General features: G+C 46.5%; 24 protein-coding genes and 1 tRNA gene. 10 read left to right on the plus strand and 15 right to left on the minus strand.

Translation table 11 applies throughout. The annotated features are described in order from the left end of the window. The first annotated feature begins 42 nt into the window (after window positions 1-42). The 3 genes from hisD to ACFBZI_RS04570 all read left to right on the plus strand — a co-directional run bounded on the left by hisD (window position 43) and on the right by ACFBZI_RS04570 (window position 4,290). A complete protein-coding gene (hisD, locus tag ACFBZI_RS04560) occupies window positions 43-1,359 on the plus strand; it encodes a histidinol dehydrogenase (RefSeq protein ID WP_375715243.1) in 1,317 nt (438 codons plus the stop codon). 109 nt (window positions 1,360-1,468) lie between these two features. Continuing rightward, a complete protein-coding gene (hisC, locus tag ACFBZI_RS04565; protein WP_375715244.1) occupies window positions 1,469-2,560 on the plus strand; it encodes a histidinol-phosphate transaminase in 1,092 nt (363 codons plus the stop codon). Window positions 2,561-2,760: 200 nt separating this feature from the next. Further along, window positions 2,761-4,290, plus strand: a complete 1,530-nt coding sequence (locus ACFBZI_RS04570) for a fumarate hydratase (protein ID WP_446221241.1) — start codon at window positions 2,761-2,763, stop codon at window positions 4,288-4,290. Between the two features lie 201 nt (window positions 4,291-4,491). On the opposite strand, the gene ACFBZI_RS04575 is transcribed toward ACFBZI_RS04570, so the two are convergent. The 3 genes from ACFBZI_RS04575 to ACFBZI_RS04585 all read right to left on the minus strand — a co-directional run bounded on the left by ACFBZI_RS04575 (window position 4,492) and on the right by ACFBZI_RS04585 (window position 7,789). Next, window positions 4,492-4,866 (minus strand): hypothetical protein, encoded by a 375-nt coding sequence (locus tag ACFBZI_RS04575; RefSeq protein WP_375715245.1) that lies wholly within the window; start codon window positions 4,864-4,866, stop codon window positions 4,492-4,494. A gap of 550 nt (window positions 4,867-5,416) precedes the next feature. Then, window positions 5,417-6,685 carry a transcription termination factor Rho gene (gene rho, locus ACFBZI_RS04580; RefSeq protein ID WP_375715246.1) on the minus strand — a complete coding sequence of 423 codons (1,269 nt, stop codon included), beginning with the start codon at window positions 6,683-6,685 and terminating at the stop codon, window positions 5,417-5,419. Window positions 6,686-7,060: 375 nt separating this feature from the next. Continuing rightward, window positions 7,061-7,789, minus strand: a complete 729-nt coding sequence (locus ACFBZI_RS04585) for an RluA family pseudouridine synthase (protein WP_375715247.1) — start codon at window positions 7,787-7,789, stop codon at window positions 7,061-7,063. Between the two features lie 194 nt (window positions 7,790-7,983). Between ACFBZI_RS04585 and trxA the strand changes: the two genes are divergently transcribed. Then, window positions 7,984-8,304 carry a thioredoxin gene (gene trxA / locus ACFBZI_RS04590; protein ID WP_375715248.1) on the plus strand — a complete coding sequence of 107 codons (321 nt, stop codon included), beginning with the start codon at window positions 7,984-7,986 and terminating at the stop codon, window positions 8,302-8,304. Window positions 8,305-8,531: 227 nt separating this feature from the next. Here trxA and ACFBZI_RS04595 read toward each other — a convergent pair whose 3' ends face one another. The 5 genes from ACFBZI_RS04595 to ACFBZI_RS04615 form a co-directional block, all read right to left on the minus strand. Then, window positions 8,532-8,858, minus strand: a complete 327-nt coding sequence (locus ACFBZI_RS04595) for a protein tyrosine phosphatase family protein (RefSeq protein WP_375715249.1) — start codon at window positions 8,856-8,858, stop codon at window positions 8,532-8,534. 102 nt (window positions 8,859-8,960) lie between these two features. Continuing rightward, window positions 8,961-10,682, minus strand: coding sequence for a SulP family inorganic anion transporter (locus ACFBZI_RS04600; RefSeq protein WP_375715250.1), 1,722 nt, complete (start codon window positions 10,680-10,682; stop codon window positions 8,961-8,963). 3 nt (window positions 10,683-10,685) lie between these two features. Further along, window positions 10,686-11,078 (minus strand): hypothetical protein, encoded by a 393-nt coding sequence (locus ACFBZI_RS04605; protein ID WP_375715251.1) that lies wholly within the window; start codon window positions 11,076-11,078, stop codon window positions 10,686-10,688. A gap of 217 nt (window positions 11,079-11,295) precedes the next feature. Next, window positions 11,296-11,616 carry a BolA family protein gene (locus ACFBZI_RS04610; protein ID WP_375715252.1) on the minus strand — a complete coding sequence of 107 codons (321 nt, stop codon included), beginning with the start codon at window positions 11,614-11,616 and terminating at the stop codon, window positions 11,296-11,298. Between the two features lie 121 nt (window positions 11,617-11,737). Then, window positions 11,738-12,559: a M48 family metallopeptidase gene (locus ACFBZI_RS04615; protein WP_375715253.1), complete on the minus strand. Its 822-nt coding sequence runs from the start codon at window positions 12,557-12,559 to the stop codon at window positions 11,738-11,740. Between the two features lie 405 nt (window positions 12,560-12,964). On the opposite strand from ACFBZI_RS04615, the gene ACFBZI_RS04620 reads away from it, so the two are divergent. The 3 genes from ACFBZI_RS04620 to ACFBZI_RS04630 all read left to right on the plus strand — a co-directional run bounded on the left by ACFBZI_RS04620 (window position 12,965) and on the right by ACFBZI_RS04630 (window position 13,957). After that, window positions 12,965-13,040 (plus strand) — tRNA-Gly (locus tag ACFBZI_RS04620). 210 nt (window positions 13,041-13,250) lie between these two features. Next, complete coding sequence (locus ACFBZI_RS04625) at window positions 13,251-13,574, plus strand: hypothetical protein (protein ID WP_375715254.1); 324 nt, start codon at window positions 13,251-13,253, stop codon at window positions 13,572-13,574. 62 nt (window positions 13,575-13,636) lie between these two features. After that, window positions 13,637-13,957 carry a hypothetical protein gene (locus ACFBZI_RS04630; protein ID WP_375715255.1) on the plus strand — a complete coding sequence of 107 codons (321 nt, stop codon included), beginning with the start codon at window positions 13,637-13,639 and terminating at the stop codon, window positions 13,955-13,957. A gap of 211 nt (window positions 13,958-14,168) precedes the next feature. Here the strand turns inward: ACFBZI_RS04630 and ACFBZI_RS04635 are convergent, their stop codons facing one another. Both ACFBZI_RS04635 and ACFBZI_RS04640 read right to left on the minus strand, forming a co-directional pair. Further along, window positions 14,169-15,320, minus strand: coding sequence for a glutathionylspermidine synthase family protein (locus ACFBZI_RS04635; protein WP_375715256.1), 1,152 nt, complete (start codon window positions 15,318-15,320; stop codon window positions 14,169-14,171). Beyond that, window positions 15,317-15,874, minus strand: coding sequence for a hypothetical protein (locus ACFBZI_RS04640; RefSeq protein ID WP_375715257.1), 558 nt, complete (start codon window positions 15,872-15,874; stop codon window positions 15,317-15,319). Before ACFBZI_RS04640 ends, ACFBZI_RS04635 begins: the two co-directional genes overlap by 4 nt. Before the next feature lie 200 nt (window positions 15,875-16,074). Between ACFBZI_RS04640 and ACFBZI_RS04645 the strand changes: the two genes are divergently transcribed. The 3 genes from ACFBZI_RS04645 to ccmE all read left to right on the plus strand — a co-directional run bounded on the left by ACFBZI_RS04645 (window position 16,075) and on the right by ccmE (window position 17,785). Beyond that, the gene (locus tag ACFBZI_RS04645) at window positions 16,075-16,884 is read left to right on the plus strand and encodes a heme ABC transporter permease (RefSeq protein ID WP_375715258.1); all 810 of its coding nucleotides are present in this window, start codon (window positions 16,075-16,077) and stop codon (window positions 16,882-16,884) included. Then, window positions 16,881-17,087, plus strand: a complete 207-nt coding sequence (gene ccmD, locus ACFBZI_RS04650; protein WP_375715259.1) for a heme exporter protein CcmD — start codon at window positions 16,881-16,883, stop codon at window positions 17,085-17,087. Before ACFBZI_RS04645 ends, ccmD begins: the two co-directional genes overlap by 4 nt. A 155-nt stretch (window positions 17,088-17,242) precedes the next feature. Continuing rightward, window positions 17,243-17,785, plus strand: coding sequence for a cytochrome c maturation protein CcmE (gene ccmE, locus ACFBZI_RS04655; RefSeq protein ID WP_375716313.1), 543 nt, complete (start codon window positions 17,243-17,245; stop codon window positions 17,783-17,785). A gap of 111 nt (window positions 17,786-17,896) precedes the next feature. Here ccmE and ACFBZI_RS04660 read toward each other — a convergent pair whose 3' ends face one another. The 5 genes from ACFBZI_RS04660 to ACFBZI_RS04680 all read right to left on the minus strand — a co-directional run bounded on the left by ACFBZI_RS04660 (window position 17,897) and on the right by ACFBZI_RS04680 (window position 23,346). Next, window positions 17,897-18,730 (minus strand): MetQ/NlpA family lipoprotein, encoded by an 834-nt coding sequence (locus tag ACFBZI_RS04660; RefSeq protein ID WP_375715260.1) that lies wholly within the window; start codon window positions 18,728-18,730, stop codon window positions 17,897-17,899. Between the two features lie 170 nt (window positions 18,731-18,900). Next, on the minus strand, window positions 18,901-19,590 hold the full coding sequence (locus ACFBZI_RS04665; RefSeq protein ID WP_375715261.1) for a methionine ABC transporter permease: 690 nt from the start codon (window positions 19,588-19,590) through the stop codon (window positions 18,901-18,903). Continuing rightward, window positions 19,580-20,650 (minus strand): methionine ABC transporter ATP-binding protein MetN, encoded by a 1,071-nt coding sequence (metN, locus tag ACFBZI_RS04670; RefSeq protein ID WP_446221236.1) that lies wholly within the window; start codon window positions 20,648-20,650, stop codon window positions 19,580-19,582. The genes ACFBZI_RS04665 and metN overlap by 11 nt, the downstream gene beginning before the upstream one ends. A gap of 229 nt (window positions 20,651-20,879) precedes the next feature. Next, window positions 20,880-22,475, minus strand: a complete 1,596-nt coding sequence (locus tag ACFBZI_RS04675) for an ATP-binding protein (protein WP_375715262.1) — start codon at window positions 22,473-22,475, stop codon at window positions 20,880-20,882. Between the two features lie 148 nt (window positions 22,476-22,623). After that, a complete protein-coding gene (locus ACFBZI_RS04680; protein ID WP_375715263.1) occupies window positions 22,624-23,346 on the minus strand; it encodes a response regulator transcription factor in 723 nt (240 codons plus the stop codon). Window positions 23,347-23,538 lie beyond the last annotated feature (192 nt).

The raw sequence follows: 23,538 nt of genomic DNA on the forward strand, positions 1-23,538 counted from the left end.
AATAACTGATACGTAAATGATACGGATTTTAGGAGTAGCCTTATGCCAACCATCACCAGATTAAACAGCCAAGATGAGAATTTTGCCAGCCAATTACAAAACCTGCTTGCCTTTGAAACAGTTACCGACAAGGCGTTGGTTGCCACGGTAGATGAGATTATCGCCCAAGTGCGTACCAAAGGCGATGCGGCGGTGCTGGCTTTGACGCAGCAGTTTGACAAGCACCCAGCCAAGACGATGGACGAGTTATTTATCGGCGCTGACCAATTAAAATCGGCATTTGATGCCCTTGATGATGAAGTCAAAACCGCTTTGGAATTGTCGGCGGCACGCATTTTTGCATTTCATGAATACCAAAAAGAATCAGGCTTTCGCTTTGTTGATGCTTTGGGCAATACTTTGGGACAAAAGGTAACACCGCTTGATCGTGTCGGCATCTATGTGCCGGGCGGTTTGGCAAGTTATCCATCGAGCGTGTTGATGAATGCCATTCCTGCCAAAGTCGCTGGCGTGGGCGATATTACCATGGTCGTCCCAGCACCGAATGGCGAGCTAAACCCTTTGGTGCTGGCGGCAGCACATCTGGCAGGCGTGGATACGGTCATCACCATTGGTGGGGCTCAAGCGGTGGCAGCATTGGCGTATGGCACAGACAGCATACAGGCAGTGGATAAAATCACAGGGCCGGGTAATAAATATGTCGCCGCTGCCAAGCGAGCGGTGTTTGGTCAAGTGGGCATCGATATGATTGCAGGGCCATCAGAAGTTTTGGTCTATGCTGAAGGACAGGCGAATGATAATGCCGATTGGATTGCGATGGATTTGTTATCACAAGCCGAGCATGACACAGTGGCACAGGCGATTTTTGTAACGACCAGCCAAGCTCAGCTTGAAGCAGTGGCACAGGCGATTGATGCGGCATTGGCACGCTTACCCAAGGCAGACATCGCTCGCCAAGCACTGCTCAACCGTGGGGCGTTAATTTTGGTCAAAGATCGCACAGAAGCGGTGGCGGTGATTAACCAAGTTGCCCCAGAGCATCTGGAGCTGCTGCTTGATGAGCCTGAATTGGTCGAAAAGGACATTCGCCATGCAGGTGCGATTTTTATGGGTCGCTATACGCCAGAAGCGATCGGCGATTATTGTGCTGGTAGTAACCATGTGCTGCCGACATCAGGCACGGCACGCTTTAGCTCACCGCTTGGCGTGTATGATTTTACCAAAAAATCATCGCTGATTTATTGCACGCAGGCAGGCAGTCAGACGCTTGCTAAGACCGCCGACATTTTGGCAATCCAAGAAAATCTAAAAGCACATGCTTTGTCGGCACGCTATCGCCATCAATCAAAAGCCAATTGATTGTTATCGATTTTGGGATTTTAAATTTTTAAATTTATTAAGAATGCACCAAAATGCACCCCAATTGACCAAAACACGCCAAATGCCAAAACCAATTTAAGGATATGATATGACCATTGATAATCGCTTGTGGAGCAACAAGGCAAAAAGCCTAAGCCCTTATGTACCGGGTGAGCAGCCTAAGCATGACAATTTGGTAAAGCTCAACACCAACGAAAATCCCTTCGCTCCCAGTCCAAAGGCGGTGGCGGCAATGCAAGCGGTCATCGGTGATGACGCCAAAGCCTTGCGTCTGTATCCTGAACCTGAGTCCGACACCCTGCGTGCGGCACTGGCGGCGTATTATGGGCTAGATAGCGATGAAGTGTTTGTGGGCAATGGTTCAGACGAAGTGCTGGCGTTGGTGTTTGCGTGCTTTTTTACCAAATCTAAGCCGCTGTTAATGCCTGCCATCAGTTACAGTTTTTATCCAGTTTATGCCGATACTTTTGGTGTGCCTGTGCAAAGCGTGCCGCTGACGGCGGATTTTGGTATTGATGTCAAAGCGTATAATCAGCCGTGCGATGGTGTGATTCTTGCCAATCCTAACGCACCGACAGGGCGACTGCTTGGCATTGATGATATTAAAAAACTTGCCGCCATGCACCCTGATGTGGTGGTGGTGATTGATGAAGCGTACATTGACTATGCTGACGATGTCAAGGCGGCATCTGCCATCAGTCTGATTCGCCAATTTGATAACATTGTCGTTACGCAGACCTTTTCTAAGTCTCGTGCCTTGGCAGGTTTGCGAGTTGGCATGGCGTTTGCCAATCCCAATCTCATCGCTGCTTTGACGGCGATGAAAAACAGCTTTAACAGCTATCCACTGGATCGTGTGGCACAGGCAGGGGCGACTGCCAGCGTCCAAGATGTGGCGTATTTTGAAGAAAAACGCCAAGCGGTGATCGCTCTGCGTGAAGCGTTGCGGGCGGATTTACAGGCGTTGGGCTTTGAAGTTGTGCCATCGACGGCAAATTTTGTGTTTGCCAAATTGCCAAATTTTGACGCCAGTACCATCAGCGACAAATTGCGTGAGCAGGGCGTGATTGTCCGTCATTTTAAACAAGACAGCATCAAAGACTACCTGCGAATCAGTGTCGGCACCACAGAGCAAAACGCTCGCTTGATTGAAGTGCTAAAGCAGATTTTGGCAAAATAATGTTTGTTTTTTCAATGATTTTGTTGTGAATTTCTCACCCAAAAAATGATAAAATAAGTTTATAATTAGAGTTATCATTGTGCCATGACATCGATTGTATGCCATGGCAACATATTGGACGCTTGGGCTTAACCGCTTGGGCAAAATTAGCCGTTTGCGTGCATTTGTACGATTTGCACCAAATTAGCCATAAGGAAGTCATCATGACCGTAATTAAGCAAGAGGATTTTATCCAAAGTATCGCTGATGCGTTTCAGTACATTAGCTACTATCACCCAACCGATTATATCGAGGCGTTGGTCGAGGCACTTGAGCGTGAAGAAAACCCAGCCGCCAAGGACGCCATGACGCAAATTTTGGTCAATAGCCGTATGTGTGCCGAAGGTCGCCGCCCAATTTGCCAAGATACAGGCATCGCCACGGTGTTTTTAAAAGTCGGTATGAATGTTACTTGGGACGCCACCATGAGCGTGGCCGATATGGTCAATGAAGGCGTCCGCCGTGCTTACAAGCACCCTGACAATACTCTGCGTGCATCTGTGCTACTAGACCCAGCGGGCAAGCGTCAAAACTCTAAGGACAATACGCCTGCGGTGATTCATATGGAAATCGTCGCTGGCGATAAGGTTGAAGTGACTTGTGCGGCAAAAGGTGGCGGCTCAGAAAACAAATCAAAACTTGCCATGCTAAACCCATCAGACAGCATCGTGGATTGGGTGCTAAAAACTGTACCAACCATGGGGGCAGGCTGGTGCCCACCGGGGATTTTAGGCATTGGCATTGGCGGCACGCCAGAAAAGGCGGCTTTGCTTGCCAAAGAATCTTTGATGAGCCATATTGATATCCATGAGCTAAAAGACAAGGCGGCATCAGGTGCTGAGCTATCGACCACAGAAGCGTTGCGTCTGGAGCTGTACGAAAAAGTCAATGCTTTGGGCATCGGTGCGCAAGGCTTGGGTGGCTTGACCACCGTGCTAGATGTCAAAATCCTAGACTACCCAACCCATGCAGCGTCCAAGCCTGTGGCGATGATTCCAAACTGTGCTGCCACTCGCCATGTGGAGTTTGAGCTGGACGGTACAGGCCCTGTAGAGCTGACACCGCCAAGCCTTGATGTCTATCCAGATGTGACTTACAATCCTGAAAATGGCAAGCGTGTCAATGTCGATACTTTGACCAAAGACGAAGTCGCCACTTGGCAAACTGGCGATGTGCTACTGTTGAGTGGCAAAATTTACACTGGCCGTGATGCAGCACACAAACGCATGACCGATATGCTCAATAACGGCGAGCAATTGCCAGTGGACTTTACCAATAAGCTGATTTATTATGTTGGTCCTGTCGATCCTGTGCGTGATGAAGTGGTCGGCCCTGCTGGCCCAACGACAGCGACTCGCATGGATAAATTCACTCGCCAAATGCTAGAGCAAACTGGTCTTTTGGGTATGATTGGCAAATCAGAGCGTGGCGAAGCGGCTTGCCAAGCGATTGCTGACAATAAAGCGGTGTATCTGATGGCAGTGGGCGGCTCGGCGTATCTGGTGTCTAAGGCGATCAAACACGCCAAAGTCGTGGCATTCCCAGAGCTGGGCATGGAAGCGATTTATGAGTTTGAAGTTAAGGACATGCCTGTAACGGTTGCGGTGGACAGTAGCGGCAGCTCAGTACATGCCACTGCCCCAAAAATCTGGCAAGCCAAAATCGGTAAAATCCCAGTTACCGAAGCCTAACGATAAAGCAGACTGACGATTTTATCCATTATCCCAAATGTGCGTTTGGTGCATTTGGGATATTTTTTTTGGGCAATTGTTTTGAATCATGGTTTTGGGCAGTTGTTAGGCAAATCATCAAGCAAATAAAAAAGAGAACCCAAAATCGGATTCTCTTTTTGTGAGAAATAATTTATCGGTGTTTTGCCACCAACGTATAAATTATTTGCCAGCTTCTTGAGTTGCTTCAGTAGCAGCTTCTTGTGCAGTTTCAGCAGCTTCTTGAGCTTGGTCAGCAGCAGCTTCAGCTTGTGCAGCTTCAGTAGCGTTTGCGTCGCCAGTAGCAGCGTCAGTAGCAGCTTGTGCAGCTTCGCCAGCTTTTTCAGTTGCTTCAGCAGCAGCGTCAGCAGCAGTGTTTGCAGCGTCAGCAGCAGCTTCGCCAGCAGTAGCAGCAGCGTCTTGTGCAGCTTCAGTTGCTTCAACAGCGGCGTCAGTAGCGGCAGCAGCAGCGTCTTGAGCTTTTTCTTCAGCTGGTTTTGAGCAAGCAGTTAGAGCTAGAGCAGCGATTAGTGCAGATGCGATTAGTTTAGTTTGCATGGTAAACTCCAATTTGGGTGGATATTTAGTAAAAAAAATGCCTATGAATGCGTTTTGTTATCTTAAAATTAGATAAAAAAGACAACAAAACCACTCAACAGGTGGGTATAAATTCGTCTCATTATACGATAATTTAGGACAAATCAAAATATATTTTTTGTTAAAACAGATATTATGTGTAACAAAAAATGACAATCAACCGCCCTACCACTTAAGTCAAGCCACAATTTATCGTTTCAAAATTGGCAATCGACAAGCAATAAGATTGTCATTGATAAAATAAATTGTAAAAGACGCTGTGTTCTTGTTATTTTAGCATAAAATTTGACATAAAAAAACAAAAATCACAAAGATTTTTATAAATTTAATACAAATATTGTGTAGCTGCTTACCAAGCAAATTGGCAGGTTAAAGGTAGCAAAAATATCCAATTAAAAAACAAGCACTTAGAGATTTGCTGAGTAAATCGGTGAAATAATTTGGGCAACAAAAAGCCCAAGCGGTTGCTTGAGCTTAAAGGTTTTTGGGATTTTGGGTGCATTTGCCAAAACTAGTTTTGGGCTTTTTTGACCATTTGCTCAAAAAATTCTTCGTTGGTCTTAGAATCTTTGAGTCGTTCAAGCAAAAACTCGGTCGCTTGCGAGTCTTCCATTGGCTGCATCAGTTTACGCAAAATCCACACACGGCGTAGGGTTTCTTCGTCAAGCAGACGCTCTTCACGGCGAGTGCTGGATTTTTTGATATTGATGGCAGGGAAAATGCGGCGTTCGGCAAGATCTCGTTCAAGGGTAATTTCTTGGTTGCCTGTGCCTTTGAATTCTTCAAAAATCACGCTGTCCATCTTTGAGCCAGTGTCAATGAGTGCGGTGCTGATGATGGTCAGACTGCCGCCTTCTTCGACATTGCGAGCAGCCCCAAAAAAGCGTTTTGGGCGTTCAAGGGCATTGGCGTCCACGCCGCCTGTCAGCACTTTGCCGCTGGACGGAATGACGGTATTATACGCACGAGCCAGTCGAGTGATAGAGTCTAACAAAATCACCACATCTTGTTTATGCTCAACCAGTCGCTTGGCTTTTTCGATGACCATCTCGGCAACTTGGATATGGCGTTGTGGCGGCTCATCAAAGGTCGATGCCACGACTTCGCCACGCACGGTGCGTTGCATCTCGGTAACTTCTTCAGGGCGTTCATCGATAAGCAGAACAATCAAGTGGCATTCAGGGTGATTGCGAGTGATGGCTTGGGCGATGGTTTGTAGTAGGACGGTTTTACCAGCTTTTGGCGGTGCTACGATAATTGAGCGTTGTCCTTTACCGATAGGGGCAATCAAATCGATAATGCGGCCTGTCAAATCTTCGGTTGTGCCGTTACCTGCTTCCAAAACCAGCTGCTGCGTAGGAAATAGCGGCGTTAAGTTTTCAAAGATGAGCTTGTGGCGGCTGCGGTCTGGCGTATCAAAGTTAATTTCGCTGACCTTTAGCAGTGCAAAATAACGCTCACTGTCCTTGGGTGGGCGGATTTGCCCTGCGATCGAGTCGCCAGTTTGTAGATTAAAGCGGCGAATTTGGCTTGGGCTGACATAGATGTCATCAGGGCCTGCCAAATATGAGCCTTCGGACGAACGCAAAAACCCAAAGCCATCAGGCAGGATTTCAAGTACGCCATCGCCATAAATCGGCTCACCGTTGCGGGCGTGGGTTTTTAGGATGGCAAAGATGATGTCTTGTTTGCGGCTGCGAGCCATATTGTCAAGACCCATAGATTCGGCAATCTGCAATAGTTCGCCAACAGATTTTCTTTTGAGTTCGGTTAAATTCATAGGTAGGCAAATGTATGAGTGATCACCCAAAATGGGCGTAAATCAATAGATACAGCATTAGGATAGAAAAAGAAAAATGCAATCAGCAGAATGTGATTGCAGGTGTTGCTAATATTAAGTCAAAACATAGATTGTGTCAAGGCATTATTGCGTCATTGTACAAAGTAATTGTACAAAAATGTGTCATCGCCCAAAAATTTGCCAAGCGGATAGCAAATTGACCAATGCCAAGCGTGTATCAATCAGCGAATGGTTTGGCGATTTGGGTAAATTTGTTGGCTTGATGGGCATTGATACGCATTTTGAACGCCATTTGACGATTTATTTCAATATCAATTTAAATATGGACTTAAAAACCATTCAAATGCTGGCAAGTCAAAAAGGCACAGGACTTTCCCAGTCTAGCCATACGCCGTGTCTGGGGTGTTTTAGACGCAGTTTGTGTGCGTGCAGATTGAGCCGATGGGACAATTCGGCGGCAACACCTTCGGCATAAATCGGATCGCCAATCATCACATGGCCGATGTGCGTCATATGCACTCGCAGCTGATGACTTCTGCCTGTGATGGGCTTTAGGGCGACACGAGTGACAGGGTGTGCCTTGCCAGCGTTATCGCAGCGTAATTCATGGTGTAGCACTTGATAATGCGTCAAGGCACGCTTTGACCAATTCATATCCACAATGTGCCGTGGCTTGGTGCTGGGTTCATAACGCACTGGCACATCGATGATGCCTTGTTTGTCATCATCAATCAGGCTGCCCATCACCACCGCTTGATATTCTTTTTGGGGAATGCGGTCAATGAATTGCTTGCTGATGTGCGTCTGAGCTTCGGCGGATTTGGCAAAAATAATCAGCCCTGAAGTGTCCATATCCAAGCGGTGAATGAGTCGCACGGCAGGATTGACACGCAAAAGCCGAGATTGTAGACTGACTTTGAGCAGTCGCCCATCGACACTGAGCAGGCCAGCAGGCTTATCCAGCACCCAAATGTCATCGTCTTCATAGACGGTGATGGATTGGATAAAATCCCCAAAAAACGCATCGCTTTGTTGTTGTTCGGTCTGGTTCATGCGTATGATGTCGGTATCAGATAGCGTCATATTTTATTTGCTCAATCGGTATGTTTGATAAATTAAATAAAGTTTGGCAAGCCTTGCTATAAAAGCGTTGTTATTATATCACGACTTGATTTTAATGCCTTTATCCGTGCGTTTGTCTTGAATTTTGTTGGAATAAGGCACATAATAGTTAGTAAATCTCGTTTCATTCCCTAAAATTTAAAAGGTAGCAAATTATGTCAATCATTAATGCCACTGATGCCAGCTTTGATGCTGATGTATTAGCCAATGATAAATTGGTTTTGGTCGATTTTTGGGCAGCTTGGTGCGGCCCATGTAAAGCCATCGCCCCTGTGCTAGAAGAGCTTGCCGAAGACTACAAAGACCGTGTACAAATCGTCAAAGTCGATGTTGATGCCAACCCAGAGTCAGCGGCTCGTTTTGGTATTCGCAGTATCCCAACTTTGTTCGTGTTCAAAGATGGCGAGCGTGTCGATACCGTTGTGGGCGGTCGTCCAAAGTCTGAATTTGCCGCTTTGTTGGACAAACACCTATAAGCACGCAGACAAATTGTCGGATAAAAAACCATTCGTAATCAGACGAATGGTTTTTATTTTAACATTTTTAATGATTTTTGGTTGAATCATTTCAGCACGCCAGCCACGCCAATTCTGCCAATCTTGCCAATTGCCACACTAAACAGCAAATCAATCATCACAGCCAAAATTTTTTTTAACTTTTTAAAGTCTTTGAACCCAAAATCTAAAATTCAAAACTGTCAAAATCAAAGCAATCCTAAAATCAAAGCACTCTGATATAAGCGTTTGGCACGAGCACCTGTGCCACAAAACACCATCACAGGCTTGGGGGCTTGGTGAATCAGCTGGGCAAAATGCTGGGCTTGAGCAAGGTGAATATTATCAATATCAATCGGCAAACTGTGGTAGTCAAGCCCAGCATCATTGGCACTGTCGGCGATGTCGCTGTTTTTGGGCTGACCGTCAATCTCAGCATCAAAACGCAGATTAATCAAGCTTTTAAAGCCCAATTTGGCAAGCATTTGGCACTGTTTTGGGTGGATTTGCTTATAAAGAGTGATTTGGTTGTGCATGCTGATTCCTTGGATTGCTGTCATCGCCATGATTGATGGGTGGATATTTTGGCATATCTTAGCCGATGTATCTGGCGGTTTCAAGCGTGATTTGGCATAAGCTTATGCACGCCCATCATGCCCATTTTGTGGCTCGATTAGGCTTTGTACGGCTTGGTTGGCACTCAAAAACACTTGCCCTGACAGCGTGGCAAACACCGCACTTGGCTTTAGTATGTCCATCACAGGACCTTTGACTTCGGCAAAATGCAGCTTTTGATGGTGTTTTTGGCATTCTTGGTTGAAGTTGTACAGCATTTCTTGGGCGGACAAATCCACATGATTGACCGCTGTCATAATCAGCACAATGTGGCGGATTTTTTCGTCATGAGCCAGTTTTAGCAGTTCATCATGCACCGATTGAGCATTACCAAAATACAGACTTTCGTCAATCCGCAGTAGCAGCAAGCCATCAAAAGTGGTTGCCTGATGGCGACAAATGTTGCGAAAATGCTCACTGTCGCCAACTCGCCCAACCACGGCAATATGCACCCGATGCGTGCGGTAAATCATCGCTGCAAAACTGGCAAGCAGTCCCACCACCAAGCCGCTATTTAGCCCAAAAATAATCGCCGTACCAAAGGTGATAATAAAGCAGATGGCGTCTGATTTGTCCTGATGCCACGCTGTGCTAAGGGTTTTGCTATCAATCATGGCGACGCTTGAGCTGATAATGACGGCGGCTAAGATGGCGTAGGGCAGACCTTCTAAATATTGCCCAAAAAATAATAAAATCAACAAGATGCCGATGGCACAGACGATGGACGCTAGGGGAGAATTTGCCCCAACGGACAAGTTTAGGCTGGTGCGAGAGATGCCGCCTGCCACCGTAAAACCGCCAAACACACCGCTGGCGATGTTGGCAAGCCCAAGCCCATAGAGTTCTTTGTTGGCATCATAAGGCTCATCACGCAGCCGTGCCTGCTGGGCAGACATGGCACTTGACGAAATAAACGCAATCAAGGCAATCAATAAAGCCGATGGCAGCAATGTCAAAATCGTGGCCAATGAAATCGCAGGCAAACTGGCACTGGGTAGGCCAGTGGGCAGTGCTTGCAAAAGGTTGATTTGCCAAGCGGCCAAATGCCAGTGATGACTTAGCCAAATCGACACCGCCACAAGGACAATCACAAACAGGCGATTGGCAAAATCTTGTTGTTTGCCAGCCAGCCAGCCCCACACCAGTTTTTTGGCATAGCGACTGACCAGCAGTAGCACGATGGCACTCACGCCAAGCAAGGTGGTGGGCAGATGAATGGGTTTGGTGGTGTTATAAATGCCAAGTGCAAGCTCAATTAAGCTATCGGCATGCAACGGTATGCCGACGATGTGCTTAAGCTGTCCGATGACAATCAGCACCGCCGCACCACTGATAAAGCCTGCCGACACGCCACGACTGACAAATTGGATAATCCAGCCAAGACGCATCAAGCCGCCGACAAATAAGATTGTCCCAACCATCAAAGCCAGCACAATGGCAAGGCTGACATATTGCAAACTGCCAGTGGCGTAGTCGGACAATGCCGCTGCCGTCATGATGGCGGTAATCGCCACAGGGCCAACGGCAGAGACGCTACTGGCACCAATCCACGCATAGACCAGCACTGGCGTGATGGCGGCATACAGTCCCATAATGGGCGGTAGTCCTGCCAATGCTGCATAGCCCAGACTTTGGGGAATGACAAGCACCGCCATCATCAATCCAGCTTGGATATCTGATAAGGCGGTGCGTGGATTTTGGACGAATTGCAAAATCCAGTTAGGCAGTAGATTTTGCATTCGCATCGGTTATTCTCCGTAGATTTTGATGCCTTGGGCAAAGGCACAGTTTTGTTGGCGAGCGGCGACAATCATCGCATCGTGTTCGCCGTAGAGCTTAGACAGGGTGTTGTTTTTGGCGGCACGCTGACCACCGCCTGTTCCCATGCCAAGGCTGATGGTTGGGTAGATGCCATGACGACCGCCAGTGATGCCGATACCGATGCCTGATGCTGATAGGCCGACTTGCTGATTTTTGGTTTTGGTAACTAAGGCGGAGATGCGTTCAACTTCTGATTGTAGCTGCGGGCAAGTGTAGCCTTGATAAACTGTTGGGTTGATATACTGCGGTGCGACATTGCCCGTGCTGGCACAGCCTGCCAAAGCAAGCAATGCAGCGGTACTGATGAGTAGTTTTTTCATAATTTTCTCGATTAACACATGGGTAAACTGATCTTGGCACTCACCCATAATCCTGCCAAGATGTGATATTGATGCCAATACGCACCATATCACCAAATTATCATTCAATGATTGCCAAATTGCCATTGTCCAAACAATTGCCCAAGCAGTGAGCAAAATTAACTAAATTTTGGCAAAAATTCAGCCAAAATCCAATTCACCAAATTCAGACGCCAGCCTAGCGACGAGATGCACACACAGGACTGTCTGGTGCTTGACCCATGTCTGCCCACTCATCTGGCGTGTAGGCGTGAATGGCAAGGGCATGTACCGTACCACCAGCACTGGTGAGCAGTGGATTGACCAGTGCATAGACTTTTTGGTGGCGTGCTGCCAGACGCAGCCCTGCAAATGCCGAACTGACAACGGTTAGCTTAAAGTGGCTTTCTTTGCCATCAAAATAGCCAGCGTGCATGTGGCTTTCGTTGTCCAGTGTCAGATGACTGGGGCTGAGTGCTTGCAGAGCTTGAGTCAAAGCGGTTGCGGTTGGTGTATTCATCTTGTTGTCTGTTTGTTGGTTAATTTGCCTGCTAAATTGATTGTTAAATTCAATTTATTTTTATCAATTAATTTAACAAATCAATGGCATTCATCAAATACAAAATATCAAATCGTACGCATCAGTATTTGGGTGCGGCTTGATACAGCGGCTGCACAGTCGGCACAAGTGCCTGCAAGTTTTTGATACGCTTGGCGTCGCTTGGGTGCGTACTCAAAAACTGTGGCACTTTGCCATCGCCAGATGCTTGCATTTTTTGCCACAAAACAACAGCAGCATTAGGGTTGTAGCCTGCTCTTGCCATCAGCTCCAGACCGATTTTGTCAGCTTCGGCTTCTTGGGTGCGTGAATGCGGCAGATTTAGCCCAATTTCACCCGCCAGTCCGACCATCTGCGTCTGAAAGTCTGACAAACCCATCGCTGCAGCGGCAATGCTAATCACGCCTGATGTCGCCATGCCACGACTGGCTCTTTCTCGTGCATGCTCACGCAGGGCATGAGCCATCTCATGTCCCATGATGGCGGCAATCTCTGCATCGGTCAGCTTGAGTCTGTCAATAATCCCTGTATAAAATACAATCTTACCGCCGGGCATCACATAGGCGTTGATTTGGTTATCGGCGATGGTATGCACCGTCCAATCCCAGCGAGTTGCATCAGGGCGTAGCACCGCCGTTTGGGGTATCATGCGATGGGCAATCTTACGCAGACGCTGCACTTGAGCATAATTGATGTCAAGTTTGCCCTTGGCTTGTGCTTCGGCGATGGTCTCGGTGTAGGTCTGATTGGACAGTCGCATCATCTCATCGCTTGAGATGAGCAATAACTGCTTGCGATTGGCACCGACCACACCAGCATTGGTTGTACTGACACAGCCAGCAATGGGTGCAGCAGTGGTGGCGGCTAGACTAATCGCAAAAATGCTTTTTTTGAGTGCATTCATCGCATTCACTCCCTGTGGGTTGTTGATATGCCAAATCAGCTGGCGACACCGACGATTATAAACCAAAGCAGGGCATTTATCCTAGACATATCGACAAAAATTCACAAATTTTTATCACAAACTCACAATCTCCCCTTAAGCCTTAAAATTTTGGCAAACTTTTCACCGCTTTGGCGATAAATTTTGGTAAAAAGTGGTAAAAAATGACAAAAATCCTTATTTTCGGACTGATTTTGTGAATGGTTTGAATTTTTGCCAATTTTTTTGATAATTTTTCGATTATAACTCATTGATTTTTAATGATAAAATAAAAAAGTGGCAAAAAAGTACAAAAATTTTATAAAAAACGCTTGACGGCAGTTTTATTTACTGTATAATACGCACCCATACAGCGAATGCTGACAAGCGGGAATAGCTCAGTTGGTAGAGCACAACCTTGCCAAGGTTGGGGTCGCGAGTTCGAATCTCGTTTCCCGCTCCAAATTCTAAAAAGTCCAAATCGAAAGGTTTGGACTTTTTTTGTATTTTAAATCTGTGGGAAATTGAGCAAAATGTCTTGCAAGAGTGTTGTGGAAATAACACTGGACTTAGTTTTGGTGGTTTTAAATGGCAAAATACACCAACTGGAGAGTAATAAACGATAATTGATTCAATAAAATTAGCAGAGATTAAAGATATACTAGTCTCCATCATGCCACCCAATGCAATAAGTTGTACCTGTGTGGGATTTTTGTACCCAGATGCTACAGGTAGATCCTTATATTTTTTTGATAATCAAAATAAAAAGAGCTGTGAATTTCCTGATATTGACTTTGATGAGTATGATGAGATTGGTCAAGCACTAGAAAAAATTGTGCAAGCTGAACACCTGAAGTTTGTAGACCAATGGAATCACTACAGAATAACTCTTGATAAAAATCACGAACTGGATGCTAAATTTGTTTACATTCCAGACGAAGATCATGATTTTCCTACATTTATGAAAGCCATCAGTGATCTTACCGAAGAAGAATGAAAAAAACCCATATTCCAAGAGTACTTTGGGAAGAGCGAGTTCGTTTTAAAGGTACAGGGTAATTGGGTAGACCAAAAGCTGATTTTTGTAGCACGGCTGAAGCCACGCCACGACCTAAACCAGTACAAGTTGATGAAACACTAGACCCTTATCAGGCCATAGCAGAAGCACTTAAATTAATCAAAGTTGAAGATGCTAAGGTGCTTTTTTATAATTTAAAAGCCATGCAAGGTATAATTTCTATTGATTTATCATATAGAGACCAAGTGGGTATTATACATAAACTTCCACCCACAGGCACAATAAATGGTTATTCTATTTCAAATATTTCTAACATCATTTATAAAAATGTGATGAAGATTCGTGATTCCGATCGGCAATAAGGTGATTATTGGGACAGAGTATCGATTCAATTATTTAGCAATGGTGCGGTACGCTTTCAGACAGAGTTTGATTAAGGTTTGTTAAATTCTCAAAGAATGTGGGTTTGGATTTGATTATAATAACAAACGCCATCATTTCACTATAAAAAACCGAACAAACAGATCAATCCATTTGCTCAGTTTTATTTAAACCAAAAACTTAGTCAATTAATCAAAGCAAAGCATGCGGCACAAATAAGCTGGTGTCTTTGGTAATCAGCGTGCTGTCTTCACGAATGCCAATCCCTGCTGCACCATGGCCAACAATCCAGCTACCAAGCACGGTATAGACCGTTTGCCCTTGGTTGTTGGTGAATTTGGGTAAGGGAGCAAAGGCTTGGTAAATATGACCTTCACTGCCATAATCACCATCTGTGGCAAGATTTTGCCCATCGCAGTTTAGGCTGATGTTTGCACCTTCTCGAGAAAAGAACGGTTTTTTGACCATATCGCCTGCGATATCGGCGGCGTTTAGGCTCGCTGGCAGCAGATTTGGGTGATTGGGGAACAATTGCCACAGCACCGCCAGCAGTGCTTTGTTGCTCATCAGTAGCTTATAGGCAGGCTCAATAAAGCGTGTGCCAGCGGTGGCGATATATTGACCAAACGCTTCATTCATCAGCCACTCCCAAGGGTATAGCTTGAACAGATGATGAATGACATTGTCCTGCGTGTCGGTAAATTTGCCATCACTGGCACGATAACCGATAGCACCGATGTCGATATAATCGGTGCGTAGCCCTGCTTGGACGGCGACATCTTGCAGATAGCGTGTGGTGATAAAATCTTCAACACTGTCCGACACGGCAGTCAGGTATAGCGTGTCTTGATTGACGGTGTTTTTTAATGCGTTAAACTCAACCAACAGACGCTCGTGAATGCTGTTAAATTGATCCGCACCTGCCAAACTGCCATGCTGTGCTTGAAGCCAGTACCATTGGGCGACGCTGGCTTCAAACAGTGATGTGGGCGTGTCAGCATTGTATTCGTACAGCTTGGGCGGATTGACGCCATCAAAACACAAATCAAAGCGTCCGTACAGGCTGACCGCTTGACTGCGAAAACTGCTTTCAATCAAGCCAGCTGCGGCATCGCCAATACCCAGCGGTGCATAATCGCCAGTTTTGATGACATGGGCAACCGCTTGCAGATACATTTGGTGCAGCTCATTGGTGGCATCTTCGATGATGTCAATTTGTCGCTCATCAAACACATAGCAGGCATCTTCTTGCCAATAATTGCCATCGATGCTGTGATAATCAAAGCCGATGCGTGCCATCTCATCTTGCCAGTTGGGGCGTGGCGTTACAGCGATGCGTCTCATGAAGCCACGCTCTTTGAGCCGCCTGTTGTCCCAAAGCCTTGGCGAGTTGTGCCAGTTTTGTTGTCTTGAGTGGCTTGGGCAAGCGATTGGCGGTTGCTATTGGCGGCTTGCTGCTGTGAGCTTTGGGCGGGCTGCTGGGTGGTGGCTGGTGCGGTCGCAGTTTGCGATGCTTGAGTGGCAGCAGCGTTATTGCCGGCCATTTTGCTTGCCACATAGCCTGCAGCAGCACCAGCAGCGGCAGCCGCTAACAGACTGCTTGTGCCGCTGTCGGCGGTTGCTTCGCCTTCGTTGCCACCTTCGCCTTGTTCGGCAGCTTGGGCGGCTTGCTGTGCTTGTGCTTCTAGCTCAGCAGCTTGAGCTTGCAAGGCGGCAGCTTGTTCTTGTAGAGCTTGGGCTTCGGCACTGGCATAATTTGGCTCAGTGGCGACTTGGGCAGCTTGTTCAGCAGGTGGCGCATCGGCAGGCGAGCAGGCGGCCAGTCCTAGGCTTGCCGTACCAAGCAGCACCAAAGAAACTTGTTGGGACGATTTGCGAGTTTTATTAAAAGTAGTCATAACCTTACCTAGATTGAAAATCGGACAGATGTTTTATTATGCAGACAAATCCATGATTTTACAAGCCATTGCCCCAAGCTTGGGCGAAAAATCTGCGTTTTGCCAGCAAAAGTATATGGGTAAATCATCTGATGTGTTATAATGAGCCATTTGTTATTTTTGACGATAAGTCAGCATTTGACTGACCAGCTAGGTGATTTATGCCAAAAGACAGCCCAGCTTCCAAAGATGCCAGCCGAATGGGCTTTTTTGACCGCCTATGGCAGGGGTTTTTGACCACCGTTGGTACTGAACGCTTTTTTCACATTTTTTCGCCGTGGGTAAAATACCTTGCCACGATTGCGTTGTTGCTGCTCGGCGTTGGTACGGTTTGGGCATTGGGCTTTGCACCGCCTGACTATTTGCAGGGCAACAGCTACCGCATTTTATTTATCCATGTGCCATCAGCCAGCCTTGCCATGAGCATTTATTTTGCCATGAGCGTGCTTGGGGTGATTTTTTTGGTATGGAAAATCAAAACCGCCAACATCGTCGCCCAAGCCATCGCACCGATTGGTCTGATTTTTTGTGTATTAAGTCTTTTGACAGGCTCAATCTGGGCAAAGCCAACTTGGGGTACATACTGGGTGTGGGACGCTCGCCTAACTTCGATGCTGATTTTGGCGTTTTTGTACGCTGGGGTGATTGCCCTGTTTTCGGCATTTGAGCATAGCAGTAACCGTGGTAAGGCGGCGGCAGTGTTGTCCATTGTCGGTGCGATTAATTTGCCGATTATCAAATACTCGGTCGAGTGGTGGAATACGCTGCACCAAGGGGCGACTTTTACCGTTACCGAGACGCCAAAGATGAGTGCGTCGATGTGGATACCGCTATTGATTATGATGCTGGGCAGTTATTTTTTGGTGGCGGCGATTGCCATTTATCGCACCAATTCGCTGATTTTGGCACGAGAAGTCAATAAAGCATGGGTAACCCGATTGATTAACAAAAACACCGATGGGGGTGCATGATGACGCCATATTTTAAGACTTTTGGTGAATTTATCGCCATGGGTGAGCATGGCGTGTATGTTTGGTCGTGCTATGCCATCACTTTTTTGGCGATTGTTGGCTTGGTTATTTATGCCAAAAATGAACGCAAAGCCACGATTGATAGGCTCAGTCGCCAGCATAAGCAAGGCAGGCTGACCAACAAGCAGCGTCGCTCTAAATAACCATTGCTTAAACATTAAGCATGAAACATTAAACAAACAACAATCCAAAAAATCAATCAGCAAAGCAAGCAAACGATTGCAAAAACGACATTGTCAGCAATCAAGTTGCCAGTCAATCAATGATAAATGTAAGCAGAAGTTTTGTGGGGTAAATGATGAACGCAGCAAGACAAAAAAAACTGATGTGGGTGCTGGCGGTGCTGCTCGGTGCTGTCGTGGCGGTGGGGCTGATTTTGTACGCCATTCGCCATCAGACGGATTATTATTTTGATCCGACCGCCATCGCCACAGGTCAAGCTCCTGAAGCCAAGCGTATCCGTGCTGGCGGCATGGTGGTGGCAGGCAGCGTCAAGCGTGATCCAGCAGACCAGCTAAACATTCAGTTTAAAATTACGGATTATAAATCGGTCGTGCCAGTCAATTATCGTGGCGTGTTGCCAGATTTATTTGCCGAAAATTCTGGCGTGGTCGCCACAGGCGAGCTCCAAAATGGCGTATTTGTCGCCAGTGAAGTGCTTGCCAAGCATGACGAAAACTACATGCCGCCAGAAGTCGCCAAATCACTAAAAACCGAACACGCCACTCGTGGGGCAGATGTCGATAAGGCACAATTTGTCCCAGCGACACCGATGAGCGAGATTGATGAGCGTAATGCCAAAGAATCAGCACAGCAAAATGATGCCAATTCAGCAAAATAATTTGCTTTAACTTCATTTAGTGTAAATTGATAAAACCGCAAAAATAAAAATCCCCTTGAAAAAATCAAGGGGATTTTTGATGGTGCTTTAATCGTGCATTGGGGCTGCCGATTACCAGCCTTTGACCACGCCGTCTTTGAATTGTTTTTTCGCTTCGGCTTCTACTTCGTCAGTTTGGTAGGCTTTGACGAAATTTTGGATCGCTTCAGAGTCTTTGTTGTCGCTGCGAGCCACGATGATATTGACATATGGTGAGTCTTTGTCTTCAACGAATACGCCATGTTCGCTGGCGTTTAGACCGACTTGACCGGCATAGTTGTTATTGACCACTGCCAAATCCACATCGTCAATGGCACGCACGGCAACTGAAGTGTCAACTTCTTTGATTTTTAGATTTTTTGGATTTTCAACGATGTCTAGCGTCGTTGAATTTAGGTTGTCGTTGCCTTTGAGTTTGATTAGGCCTTGTTTTTCAAGCAAAATCAACGCACGAGCCAAGTTGGTCGGATCGTTTGGCACAACGATGGTCGCACCGTCTTGTAGCTCATCGATGCTTTTGATGGTTTTTGAGTAGCCTGCCAATGGATAAACAAAAGTATTACCCACGATAACCAAATTATCCAAGCCTTTTTCTTTAGAATCATTATCCAAATATGGCTTGTGCTGCATGGCGTTGGCGTCCAAGTCGCCTTTTGAGACGGCGGTGTTTGGCAATGCGTAGTCGTTAAATTCGACCAATTGCACATCTAGGTTGTATTTTTCTTTGGCGATTTGACTGGCCACTTCGGCAACTGCCTGCTCAGGGCCTGCCATCACGCCCACTTTGATGCTGTGGGTGTCAGCAGCGGCTTGGTCTGCTTGTTGTTCGGTGGCTTTGTTGCCGCAGCCTGCCAGTGCGATGCTTGATGCCAACGCACAAATACCAAATAATTTACCAAATGTCATGATAAAATCCTTAAAATATATAAAACATATCAATACGATTTCGCCCAATCAGATTGGGCGGCCAATTTATCATATTAAAGCACAAAGCAGAGTTTGGGGCAATAGATGGTTTGGTTAAATTGTGTTTTTGTACAAAATTTATAAACCATCACCGTCAATCATCAGCTTAATCAGCGGTGATCGACTCGAGCGGCCAGCACATCGCCGACTTTTTGGCAAATCATTACAATCGCCACGATGATAATCGTTGAAATCCATTTGACAAAAACCATGTTACGATAGTTGCCGTAGTTGATGGCAAGACTGCCCAAACCGCCGCCGCCAACCACGCCTGCCATCGCCGAATAGCCGATGAGCGACACCAGCGTGAGCGTAACGGCATTGATCAAAATTGGCAAACTTTCGGCAAAATAATATTTGCTGACCACTTGCCAATGCGTCGCCCCCATGGATTTGGCGGCTTCGGTCAAGCCAGTGGGGATTTCAAGCAGGGCGTTGGCGGTCAAGCGTGCAAAAAACGGAATCGCCGCCACGCTCAAAGGCACAATTGCCGCTGTCGTGCCGATGGTTGTACCGACCAATAGCCGAGTCGCTGGCAATAAAATTACCAACAAAATAATAAACGGAATCGAGCGACCGATATTGATGATAATGTCCAAAATGACAAAACAAAAACGGTTCTCTAAAATCCGACCTTTGTCGGTCAAAAATGCCAAAAAACCAATCGGCAAGCCAACCAACACCGCAATGGCAGTGGCGGCTAGGCTCATATAGACGGTTTCCCAAGTCGATTGGGCGACCATCTCCCACATCTTAGGGTGCATCTCACTGATGAAATCTGCGACAATCTTATCCCACATAGCCAAGTATCTCGATATTTACCCGATGGGCGTGTAAAAATTCTGTTGCCTGCGTGATGGCGTCGGCATCTCCGATGACTTCGGCGATGGTAAAGCCAAATTTCACGCCGCCAGCATAGTCCATTTGTGAAGTGAGAATATTAAACTCCACCCCAAACTGCTTAGATGCTTGCGAAAATAGCGGCATATCCACTGAATTGCCTGTAAATTCAAACTTAATCACGGGCAATTTGCCAGCGTCAGGCGTGCCAGACAGTGTTTGCACATAGCTGTCAGGCAAGCCGATATGAAAGGTGGAGCGGATAAATTGCTTGGCAAGTTCGGTTTGTGGATTGGCAAAAATTTCACTGACCGACCCTTGTTCGATAATCTTACCCTTATCCATCACAGCGACTTTATCGCAGATGCCTTTGACCACGTCCATCTCGTGCGTGATGAGCAAAATGGTAATACCAAGCGTTTGGTTAATTTGCTTAAGCAGCTTAAGAATTGACTGTGTGGTGGCAGGATCCAGTGCTGAAGTGGCTTCATCACAAAGTAGCACCTTAGGATCAGACGCTAAGGCACGAGCGATGGCGACACGCTGCTTTTGACCACCAGACAAGTTGGCAGGATAGACATCTTTTTTGTCCGTCAGACCAACGAGTGCCAAAAGTTCATTCACCTTTTTGGCGATGGCGGCTTTTGGCGTGCCAGACAGCTCCAGCGACAGGGCGATATTGTCAAAAGTTGTGCGTGAATGCAGCAGATTAAAGTGCTGAAAAATCATGCCGATTTTGCGGCGTTGATTGATCAGCTCACGCTCTGCCAAAGCGGTCAAATCCACGCCATCGATGATGACTTTGCCTGTGCTGGGACGCTCAAGCAAGTTGATGCAGCGAATCAGGGTGGATTTGCCTGCCCCTGATGCACCGATGATGCCGTAGATTTCTTTGGGATAAACGGTCAAATCGGTCGGCTGTACGGCGGTAAAAGTGCTTTTTTTGCCATCTTTTTCGACATCAAAAGTTTTGCTCACTGCCGACAGCGTAATCATTGACGCCATAGATTGTGTGGACATTGTCATTGTCTTTATAATATAAGATAAATCTTACATTATAGCATATTTTGCCCAAGTAAACAGTATCTAAATGCCAGCAAAGCACAGCGAAGTGATACAATGCAATCATGGCAATGGGTTATCTTGCGACTATTTAACAATGGGATAATTTAACAATTTAACAATAATCAACTAACAACAAGCAAATGCAACAACCCATTGCAAAACTCAATGCAACAACCAAAACCAATCAGTTTGGCGTGGCTGGGGCGGATTTACCGTGCGTCATTTTGGCATCTTTTAATGGCAACACGACCAAAAAGCGAGTGTGTCCCTGCCAAGTGTCGGTGCTGATTTTGCCGTTGTGGGCTTCGACGATTTGCGAAACCAAGGACAGTCCCAAACCCGAACCCTTTTTTTCTTGTTTTAGGCGAACAAATGGGCTAAAAATATCTTCACGCTTATCTTCGGCGATGCCTTTGCCTTGGTCAATAAAGCACAGCACAGCATAGCGATAGGGCGGTTTGTCTTTTTGCTTGTCTTTTTCTTTGGTGCGAGTCAGCCGCTTGAGAAAATCGGCTGGCGTTTTGGTATCGCTGGCGTTGTCGTCATCTGCTGCCGCATCGCACAGCACATCATTAGCATCTGGCTGATAATTGTCCAGTAGGTTTTGTGGAATGATTTTGGCATCGGCCATATCCACCGCTTGATACAGATACACTTCAATCGGCGGTATGCCGTGAATCATGGCGTTATTGAGCAGATTTCTGATCAGATGCGTTAAAAGTTTGGGCTGTGCCATCAGGCTGACTGGCTCGGCAATCAGTGTCGCTTCAGGATAATGCTGGCATTCTAGGCGAGTCAATTCATACAAATCAACCTGCTCTGCTGCTTGTACGGCATGGCCAGCGTCAAGGCGTGAAACCAACAAAATGCTCTCAACCAAGTCATTTAGCCCCGTCAAATCTCGGTTGATGGCCGCCGCTCGCTTGTCAAATTTTTCTTTGGTGGCAGCGTCCAGCCCTTGAGTGAGCATGTCCATCATCTCGATTTGTAGACGAATGCGAGTGATGGGTGTGCGAAATTCGTGCGAAGCGTGTGCCAACAGCAGGTTGTTGGCATTAATCAGTTGTTCGATTTTTTGGGCGGATTGGTTAAAGCCGTGAGCCAGTACAGCAATCTCATCGTTGCCATTTTCGCTGACACGCACGCTAAAATCACCTTCACCCAAGCGGCTCATCTGGCGGCTCATCTGATTGATACGCCAAGTGATGCTGTGCGAAATCCACCAAAGCACTGCCGACATGATGGTAAATAATAAAGTCGTCCCCGAAAACAGGTTAAACCACGCCATCAAAGGGCGTTCTGGCGATGGCGAGCGGCTTTCGTACCACAGCGAATAACCCAGCACGCTATCAACGATGGTATATGGCGGTGGCGGCGAAAAAATTTGGCTCACCCATGGTGGATTGGGCAATAAGGTGCTGGGCAAATCGGTGTCTTCGGTTTGTAGCATCAGCCGCCCTTGGGGGTCGTACAGACCGATTTTGGCATTAAGACTTTCATCGAAAATATCAAAACTTTTTTTGATGACCACCAGCGAAAACCGTGCTTGCAGCAGATTGTTATTGACAGATAAGTCGTGTGCTTCTGCCAAAAACGGCTCAATTTGGCTCATGATTTGGCTGGCGATGGCACGATTGCGTGCGGCATCGGAGTTGTTGTGGGCAAATTGCGACAACAGCACAAAGGCGATGGTAAAGGTCAATAACGCCAAAAACACGCTGATAAACAGTCGTGCCGAGATGGAGCGAAAGCCAAATTTACCATGGTGTGCCAAATTCATAAAGACAATCAACCTTTTAGACAATCAAGACAATGCATTTAAGATGATTGGTTAAAAAAACCAATTAAGAAAGCCAATCTGTAAAACCCATATTTATAATAATCAAAGCCATCAAGCAGCACACTTGATGGCTTTGGTTCGGTGCGATTTAGACTTGGTCGGTGGCGAATTGATAGCCGACACCACGCACAGTGATGATACGCTTGGGCTGGCGTGGGTTATCTTCGATTAACGCCCGCAAGCGAGAGATATGCACATCGATGGCACGGTCGATATTCTCCGAGCTGTCGTCATTTGGCATGGCTTGCCACAGCTGCTCACGGTTTAGCACTTTGCCAGCATGAGTAGCAAAGTAGTGCAGCAGCTGGAACTGATGCGTGGTCAGGCGAACCATTTTTTCATCGATGGTTACTTCATGACTGTCAGGATAAACCGTCAAGCGGCCAAAGGTTAGGCTGCCCAGATTGGTATCGGCTTGGTTGGGCATCTCGTGGCGGCGTAGCACCGCACGGATACGAGCAAGCAGCTCTCTGGGTTCAAATGGCTTGGCGATATAGTCATCAGCACCCATCTCCAGTCCTAGCACTCGGTCGGTGGTGTCGCCTTTGGCGGTGAGCATGACGATAGGCACTTTGTTAATCAAGGTGTTTTTTGAGCCACGCACTTTTTGGCAAACTTGCATGCCGTCCATGTCAGGCAGCATCAAATCCAGCACAATCAAGCTGATATCACGCTCTTTGGCTTCCAAAATGTCCAATCCGCCTTGTCCTGTGCCAGCGTGATGCACTTCATAATAATTCATCGATAAATAATCGCTAATCAGCTCCGCCAAATCTGGATCGTCTTCGATTAATAAAATTTGTTTATTCATATCATTGCCTTAAAAATTGTTTTGGTTTCTCACTGGCATATCTTGCCAAGTTTTGCGGCAGTTAGCAAGCGATATTTTGTAGTCAAATTGCACAAAAGCCAGCCAAACGGCAGATTTTAGCAAACAATTCCAAAAATGCGTAACATTTGCTTATATTGGGTAATAATTTGGCGATTTTACCAAAAACTTGGC

Source organism: Moraxella marmotae (assembly GCF_042219885.1).
Taxonomy (GTDB): domain Bacteria; phylum Pseudomonadota; class Gammaproteobacteria; order Pseudomonadales; family Moraxellaceae; genus Moraxella; species Moraxella marmotae.